Here is a 7,081-nt window from a genome sequence, read left to right as displayed (position 1 = left end):
GTCTCCCCCGTGGCGTCGAGCGCCCGCTCGGACAGGTGGTCGATCGTGTCGTCCACGGTGTTCTTCTGCGGGTGGTCCCAGTCGATGAGGTCGACTGCCGCCCGGTGGGCGACGGTCATCCGGGGGCGGTGTGCCTCGTCCGCGATCTCGAGGCCCAGGGCGACGCGGCGCTGCTCGCGGAGGCGACCCGCGCGTTCGAGATCACCTTCCGCCACTCGCCGATCGGCCAGGGCCTGCTGTCGCGCACCGGCCGCTGGCTGCGCGTCAACGGCGCGCTGGCGGAGCTGCTCGGCCGCGACGACGACGACCTCGTCGGGGCGGACGCGTCCGACGCGCTGCACCCGGACGACCGCCAGGCCGTGCGGGAACGCCTGCGGCGGCTCGTCGACGACGCCGACGACCACTACGTCGTCGGTGCCCGCTACCTGCACGCCGACGGCAGCGTGGTCCGCACCCACACGCGGATCACGCGGATCGCCGACGGCGAGGGGACGGCCCGGGGGTTCGTCGCCCAGGTCGTCGACGCGAAGGCCTGGCGGCGGTTCCAGGACGGCTGACGGCGCGTCGCCGCAGCCGTCCTCGAGGGCCGGGGGAGGCCGGCCGCGGCGCGACCGACCCGCGTCGCTGTCAGCCCGCCTCGACCCCGAACGCGACCGGGCGCAGCGCCGCCGCGTCCACCAGCCCGCGGTCGGTGATCTTCAGCGCCGGGATCACCGAGAGCCCGAGGAAGCTCAGGGCCATGAACGGGGAGGGGAGGGTGACGCCGCGGGCGGTCAGGGCCTCGTCCAGGCGGACCTGCTGGGCGTGCACCTCGGTCGCGGGGAGGTCCGAGAGCAGTCCGGCGACGGGCAGCGGCATCTCGGCCACGACCGCGCCTTCGTCGCACACCACGAGCCCGCCGCCGAGCTCGCGCAGCCGCGCGACGCAGGCGGCGAGGTCGCCGTCGTCGACGCCGACGGCGATCACGTTGTGGGCGTCGTGGGAGACGGTCCCCGCGAACGCGCCGGAGCGCAGGCCGAAGCCGGTGACGAGCCCGAGGCCGACGCGGCCGGTCGCGTGGTGGCGCTCGAGCACCGCGATCGTGGCGAGGTCCCGGTCCGGGTCGGCGACGACGAGGCCGTCGACGACGGTCGGGGCGACGTGCTCCTCGCCGGTCAGCAGCTGGTCGGGGATCGCGCGGATGACGCGGACCAGGTCGGCCCCGGACGGCGCGGGCAGCGCGAACGTCCCCCGGTCGACCGGCGCCAGGCGCACGGTGTCGCGGACCCAGGACGGCGTCGGCGCACCGGACCCGGCGGCGGGTCCGGCGGGCCACGCGTCGCCGACCGGCGCCCCGTCGCGCGCGACCACCCGGCCGCCGCGGACGACGGTCGACGGCCGGAAGGTCACGAGGTCGTCGAGCAGCAGCAGGTCCGCCGCCCAGCCGGGGGCGATCGCGCCGACGCGGTCCAGCCCGTGGCAGCGCGCGCCGTGCAGGGTCGCCAGCAGCAGGGCGTCCTCCGGCACCACGCCCTCGGCGACCGCGACCGCGCACATGCCGTCGATGTGGCCCTCGTGCAGCAGCGTCCCGGGCTCGCGGTCGTCCGTGCAGAACGCGGAGTGCTCGGGGCCGTGGGCGCGGACGAGCGGCAGCAGGTCGCGCAGGTTGCGGGCGTTGGTGGCCTCGCGCAGCAGCACCCACGCGCCCTTGCGGCGCTTCTCGAGCGCCTCGTCCAGCGTCGTCGCCTCGTGGTCGGTGGACGGGCCGGCGGCGAGGTAGGCGTCCAGCGCGGCGCCGGTCACGCCGGGCGCGTGGCCGTCGACCCGGGCGGCGTCGGCGACGAGCGCGAGCACGGCCAGCGCGTGCGGGTCGCCGTTCGCGACGCCGGGCGCGTTCATCATCTCGCCGACGCCGCGCACCCGCGGGTGCTCCAGGAGCTCCCGCAGCGCCTCGGCGTCCAGCGGCCCGCGCGGCGACTCCAGGTCGCTCGCCGGCACGGTGGACGGCAGCATCGCGTGGACGGTCAGCGGCACCCCGTCGCAGGCGTCCAGCATCCAGCGCACCCCCTCCGCGCCGAGCACGCCGGCGATCTCGTGCGGGTCGACGACGACGGTCGTCGTCCCGCGCGGCACGATCGTCCGGGCGAACGCCGCGGGCAGCAGCTTCGACGACTCGATGTGGACGTGCGCGTCGACGAACCCCGGGACGAGGTGCCGCCCCGTGCCGTCGAGCTCGACCGTGTCCGGGCCGACCGGCAGCGCCGCCCCGCGCGCGGGCAGCCCGGCGATCCGCCCGTCGGCGACCGTCACGTCGGCGTCGAGCCACTCCTTCGTGAAGGCCGAGAACACCCGTGCGCCGCGGATCACGAGGTCGGCGGGGGCGTCGCCGCGGGCGACGGCGAGCAGGCGCGCGGAGGGCGTGGGCATCGGGAGAGCGTTGCAGGCGCGCGGTCGGTCGGCGTGGCGTCGTCGTGCGCCGGTGAACCCAGGCAGCTGCCTGCGGTGTCGCTTGGGGCACTAACCTATAGTCCGGACCTACATCCCTACAGATCGTTGTCAGGTCCGATGCCGCCCACCGTCCAGAAGAACTTCCTGCTTCCCGTCGAGCAGGCCGAATGGCTGCGCGAGGAGGCCCACCGAACGCGCCGCGGCCAGGTCGAGATCGTGCGCGAGGCGCTCGCGGACTACCGGCGACGGGTCGAGCGTGAGGCGTCTGAGCGCGCGGGAGCGGGTGAGCCGCGAACGTCCTTGGTCGAGCGGTTCCGAACGGGGGCTGGGATCGACCTGGAGATCCTGCGCGACGAGGATCGTGCGATGTGGGAGCTCACCGAGCGATGAGCTGGCCGGGCGAGGGGCTGCTCGCCGACAAGTCAGCATGGGCCCGCGTCGCCCGCTATCCGGACGCCTGGAGCGAGGCGTTGCGGACGGGCCAGCTGGCGATCTGCTCGGTCGTGCACCTCGAGTTGCTGTACAGCGCGCGATCCCGGGCGGACATTGAGGCGCTCGACGTCGAGCTCGGTGTCGTTCGAGAGCTGCCGGTCACGCGAGGCACCCTCGAGGCGGCCAAGGGCGCGATGCTGGATCTCGCGTCGGCGGGAGGCGACAGGCACCACCGCGTCTCGCCGGCCGACGCGATCATCGCGGCCTGCGCAGCGGAGCACGGGCACGGGGTGCTGCACTACGACGCCCACTACGACCGGCTGGCCACGGTCCTGGGGTTCGACTCTGTGTGGGTCGTCCCGCGTGGCAGCGTCCCGTGAGCGGCTGAGCTTGGCCGTGAGAGCGATCAGTCCGCGAGCGCGGTGTCGATCATCTGCTGCAACGCCCTCGCGTCGACCGACGGGTAGCGGAAGAGCCGGGGGAACACGGACGCGAAGAGCTCCCGCGCACGGTGCCGCACGACCAAGCCGTTCGCGATCATCGCGGCGACGTCGGCGAGATCCTGGGCGTGGGCTCGCCGGAGCTTTGCGAGTGCCTGGGAGTACGGGTCGTAGTGGCGGACGGTGATCGTTCCCACCCGCATGACGGCCGGGCTCCGATCGCGCCAGCCGTCGAGCTCGGGGACGAACTGGGCCGGCCACGCGTACTCGATGTACACGTCCAAGGCGCGGCGGGCGTCGGCGATCGCCCTGGCGACTGCGTCGAGGTCGGGCTCGACGTAGAGGTCGATGTCGAGCGTCGAGGCGCGCCAGCCCTCGATCACGGCGGTCGTGCCACCGACGAGGTAGAGGGTGGCCTCGTCGTCCACGCGGCTCGCGACGAATCGCGCCAGGTCGCGGACCCGCTCGGCGTCAACTGCGGGCGACATGGTCCGCGCCGTCGAGGAAGCTGTCGAATCGGTCGACCAGCGCGTTGAAGCGGCCGTGAGCCGTCTGCTCGTCCTCGATCAGGAACGAGAAGACGCGCTCGCGGGCCGACGGCTGGATCGTCGCGAGGTGGATGCCGACGCGCGACAGTCGCTGCGGCGCGATCTGGACGAGGGCTGCCGCCAGGGTCGATCGCCCGGCACTGACGTCCTCGATGCCCTCGCGTACGAGGTCCGCACCGGGAAGCCTGTCGAATTGCGGCGGAAGGGTGGTGGTCATCGGGATGGGAACGCTCATCGCGTGAAGATCGCTCCCCGGGACGGGACGCGTCTAGCGGCAGGCCGCTTTGCGCCTTGGTGACGCGAGAACGGCCCCGACGTTGTGCAGTGCAGTCTAGGCAGTCACGGAGAGGCCGCTCCGCGACCTGGGTGACCCGACCGGGCTATGCCGCGCTGCCAGTCCTCCAGCACGCTTCCACGGAGAGGCCGCTTCGCGACCTGGGTGACGGCTCGTGGAATTCGGCCGTCGTGTGCAGGAGTTTGCAGGTCGATGCGAGAGGTCCGCGTCTGAGTGTTGTCGCTCGTCGTGTTTCGGCGGGTGGCGCGCGTGAAGTGGTGCAGGAGCAGGCGAATCCGTGTGCGAGGGGTCCCCGGGGTTTCGAGTACCACCTGACCACTCGCGGCCGGGGAGACCTTCGACCGGCATTGCGGCTCTCCGCCTGATCTCCGCCGGCGTGATCGTCCTCCTTCACCGTTCGCAGCTGGAGGTCGGCCGGTGGGTGCCACGGGCTGTCGTCACGACGATCGCGGTGGCCGAAGACGGCGGCACGGTCTACCCGACCGACACCGCGCCCCTCCCGGACGTCGTCCCGGCGACCGCGGTGGCCGGAGCCGGCGGCGGGCGGGGGTCCGCATCGGGGACCTGCACCTGCGGCGTCGAGCATGGACGGTCATCGCTCCCGACGTTCGCGTGGACGTGTAGCGGGGGTGGCGGCGCTTGAGTGGCCGGCGCACACCCGGCCGACCGCCGGCCACCTACCATGGAGGGTCGACCCATGGCCGTACTCATCGCCTCCGACCTGAAGAAGGACATCAACGGCAACCCGCTGTGGAAGGGGCTGTCGTTCAAGCTCGAGCGCAAGACGCGGATGACGCTGTCCGGGCGCAACGGCGCCGGCAAGACGACGCTCCTGCGGATCCTCGCGGGGCAGTCGAAGGCCGACGGCGGCGACCTCATGTTCGAGAAGGGCGCCCGTGTGATCCTGCACGACCAGCGGCCGCCCCGCGAGCAGGGCATGACCCTCGAGGAGTACGTCACCTCGGGCCGGCAGGACCTGATCGACCTCGAGCAGACCCTCCGGTCGCTCGAGCAGAAGATGGCCGACGGCGACATGGACGTCTTCGACCGCTACGCCCGCGCCCAGACCGAGCTCGAGTCGCTCGGCGGCTACCGCTGGCGCGACGAGGCGGCCGACACCGTCCGTGGCCTCGGCTTCACCGACGAGGACCTCGAACGCAACCTCGAGACCTTCTCCGGCGGCCAGCTGACCCGCGCCTCGCTCGCCCGCGCGCTGTCGGCCAAGCCCGACCTGCTGCTGCTGGACGAGCCGACCAACCACCTGGACCTCGAGTCGCTCGAGTGGCTCGAGAAGACGCTCGTCCAGTACGAGTCGGCGATCATCCTCGTCGCGCACGACCGCTGGTTCCTCGAGGCCGTCGGCACGTCGGTGCTCGAGATCGAGGCCGGCCGGGCGAAGTTCTTCCCCGGCACCTGGCACGCCTGGCGCCGCGAGCAGGCCGCCCGCGAGATCGCCCTGGGCAAGTCGATCGCCAAGCAGGAGGCCCAGATCGCGCGGATGGAGGACTTCGTCCGCCGCTTCTCCGCGAAGGCGACGAAGGCCAAGCAGGCGCAGTCCCGCGTCAAGGCGCTGGACAAGATCGAGAAGATCACCCGCGATCCGACCGACGACCGGACGATGGGCTTCAACTTCAAGAAGGCCGAGCGCGCCGGCGCGGTCATCTACGAGCTCGAGCACGGCCGCATCGAGGTCCCGCCGCCGACGCTCGTCAAGGACGTCAACACGAACCACACGAAGATGGTCAGCGACCCGCACGCGCGGGTCCTCCTCGGCGACGCCGAGCTGTGGCTCGAGCGCGGCGAGCACGTCTGCCTCGTCGGCCCCAACGGCGTCGGCAAGACGACGCTGATCGAGACGCTCGCCGGCCGCCGGCCGCTCGCCTCCGGCGTCATCAAGACGGGCCACAACGTCCAGGTCGGCTACCTCAGCCAGCACGGCGAGGAGATGCACCACGGCGGCGCCCGCACGATCATCGAGGCGTGCATCAAGGCCACGGGCCTGAAGCCCGGCGAGGCGCGGTCCCTGCTGGGCAAGTTCCTCTTCACCGGGGCGGACGCCGAGAAGGAGCTCGACGGCCTGTCCGGCGGCGAGCACAAGCGCCTGGGCCTCGCGATCCTCGTCGCGTCCGGCGCGAACGTCCTGATCCTCGACGAGCCGACCAACCACCTGGACATCGAGTCGCGCGAGGCGCTCGAGGACGCGCTCCAGGGCTACGACGGCTCGATGATCATGATCAGCCACGACCGCGCGCTGCTCGAGGTCGTCGGCACCCGAACCGTGGCGGTCGAGGACGGCGAGCTGCACAGCTACATGGGCGGCTGGCAGGAGTACGTGGAGGTCCGCGAGGAGCGCATCGCCGCGGCCCGGGCGGCGAAGGACGCCGGCAAGAAGGCCGACGCGGCCGCGCGCAACGGCACCGCGCCGGCGACGAACGGGAACGGTGCGGCCAAGAACGGCGCAGCGAAGAACGGATCGGCGAAGACCGGCGCCGGGAGCAACGGCGGCGGCTCGGCGAGCGCGGGCGGCTCCGCCACGCGCTCCTCCGGCGGCGGCACCTCCGGCGGCGGGGGCGGCACGGCGACGAAGGTCCCGGCCGGCCCGCCGATGTCGAAGAACCGCCGCCGCGAGATCGAGAAGGCCGAGGCCCGCATCGAGGCCGCGGAGGTCGCGCTGTCGCAGCTCGAGGAGGAGCTCGCCGCGCCCGGCGCCTGGGCCACGCCGGAGTCGACGGAGAAGAACACGGCGCGCCACGAGGCCGCCAAGGCGAAGGTCGCCGAGCTCTACGACACGCTCGAGCGCCTCTCCGCCTGACGGGCGGACCCGTGCGGCCGGGCCAGGTGCGGGTTCATCAACGTCCTGGTGATGCTGTTCTTCGAGTGGGGCGTGGCGATCCACGACCTCGACCTCGAGGCGATCAAGCGGGGCAAGAAGGACAAGG

General features: G+C 72.9%; 7 protein-coding genes. 4 read left to right on the top strand and 3 right to left on the bottom strand.

All coding sequences use genetic code 11. The features are described 5' to 3' along the window. Positions 1-128 precede the first annotated feature (128 nt). Complete coding sequence (locus tag AB0L40_RS25365) at positions 129-557, top strand: PAS domain S-box protein (RefSeq protein WP_364361188.1); 429 nt, start codon at positions 129-131, stop codon at positions 555-557. Between the two features lie 70 nt (positions 558-627). Here AB0L40_RS25365 and ade read toward each other — a convergent pair whose 3' ends face one another. Next, positions 628-2,406, bottom strand: a complete 1,779-nt coding sequence (gene ade / locus AB0L40_RS25360) for an adenine deaminase (RefSeq protein WP_364361186.1) — start codon at positions 2,404-2,406, stop codon at positions 628-630. A 138-nt stretch (positions 2,407-2,544) separates the two neighbouring features. Here ade and AB0L40_RS25355 point away from each other — a divergent pair, with 138 nt between their 5' ends. Both AB0L40_RS25355 and AB0L40_RS25350 read left to right on the top strand, forming a co-directional pair. Beyond that, the gene (locus AB0L40_RS25355; RefSeq protein ID WP_364361184.1) at positions 2,545-2,817 is read left to right on the top strand and encodes a hypothetical protein; all 273 of its coding nucleotides are present in this window, start codon (positions 2,545-2,547) and stop codon (positions 2,815-2,817) included. Further along, on the top strand, positions 2,814-3,239 hold the full coding sequence (locus tag AB0L40_RS25350; RefSeq protein WP_364361182.1) for a PIN domain-containing protein: 426 nt from the start codon (positions 2,814-2,816) through the stop codon (positions 3,237-3,239). The genes AB0L40_RS25355 and AB0L40_RS25350 overlap by 4 nt, the downstream gene beginning before the upstream one ends. 26 nt (positions 3,240-3,265) lie before the next feature. On the opposite strand, the gene AB0L40_RS25345 is transcribed toward AB0L40_RS25350, so the two are convergent. Both AB0L40_RS25345 and AB0L40_RS25340 read right to left on the bottom strand, forming a co-directional pair. Next, the gene (locus AB0L40_RS25345) at positions 3,266-3,787 is read right to left on the bottom strand and encodes a DUF6036 family nucleotidyltransferase (protein WP_364361180.1); all 522 of its coding nucleotides are present in this window, start codon (positions 3,785-3,787) and stop codon (positions 3,266-3,268) included. Further along, the gene (locus tag AB0L40_RS25340; protein WP_364361178.1) at positions 3,771-4,082 is read right to left on the bottom strand and encodes a hypothetical protein; all 312 of its coding nucleotides are present in this window, start codon (positions 4,080-4,082) and stop codon (positions 3,771-3,773) included. The genes AB0L40_RS25345 and AB0L40_RS25340 overlap by 17 nt, the downstream gene beginning before the upstream one ends. A gap of 757 nt (positions 4,083-4,839) precedes the next feature. On the opposite strand from AB0L40_RS25340, the gene abc-f reads away from it, so the two are divergent. Next, positions 4,840-6,954, top strand: coding sequence for a ribosomal protection-like ABC-F family protein (abc-f, locus tag AB0L40_RS25335; protein ID WP_364361176.1), 2,115 nt, complete (start codon positions 4,840-4,842; stop codon positions 6,952-6,954). Positions 6,955-7,081 lie beyond the last annotated feature (127 nt).

The sequence above is a fragment of the Patulibacter sp. NPDC049589 genome (assembly GCF_040675535.1).
In the GTDB taxonomy this organism is placed as follows: Bacteria; Actinomycetota; Thermoleophilia; order Solirubrobacterales; family Solirubrobacteraceae; genus Patulibacter.
The sequence above is the reverse complement of the archived record's forward strand: the minus strand, read 5'-3'. Positions and strand labels throughout refer to the sequence as shown.

What these genes read in the sequence shown, in the direction of transcription:
- ade (WP_364361186.1), bottom strand. Translation starts at nt 2,406, where the DNA reads ATGCCCACGCCCTCCGCGCGCCTGCTCGCCGTCGCCCGCGGCGACGCC.
- AB0L40_RS25355 (WP_364361184.1), top strand. Translation starts at nt 2,545, where the DNA reads ATGCCGCCCACCGTCCAGAAGAACTTCCTGCTTCCCGTCGAGCAGGCC.
- AB0L40_RS25350 (WP_364361182.1), top strand. Translation starts at nt 2,814, where the DNA reads ATGAGCTGGCCGGGCGAGGGGCTGCTCGCCGACAAGTCAGCATGGGCC.
- AB0L40_RS25345 (WP_364361180.1), bottom strand. Translation starts at nt 3,787, where the DNA reads ATGTCGCCCGCAGTTGACGCCGAGCGGGTCCGCGACCTGGCGCGATTC.
- AB0L40_RS25340 (WP_364361178.1), bottom strand. Translation starts at nt 4,082, where the DNA reads ATGAGCGTTCCCATCCCGATGACCACCACCCTTCCGCCGCAATTCGAC.
- abc-f (WP_364361176.1), top strand. Translation starts at nt 4,840, where the DNA reads ATGGCCGTACTCATCGCCTCCGACCTGAAGAAGGACATCAACGGCAAC.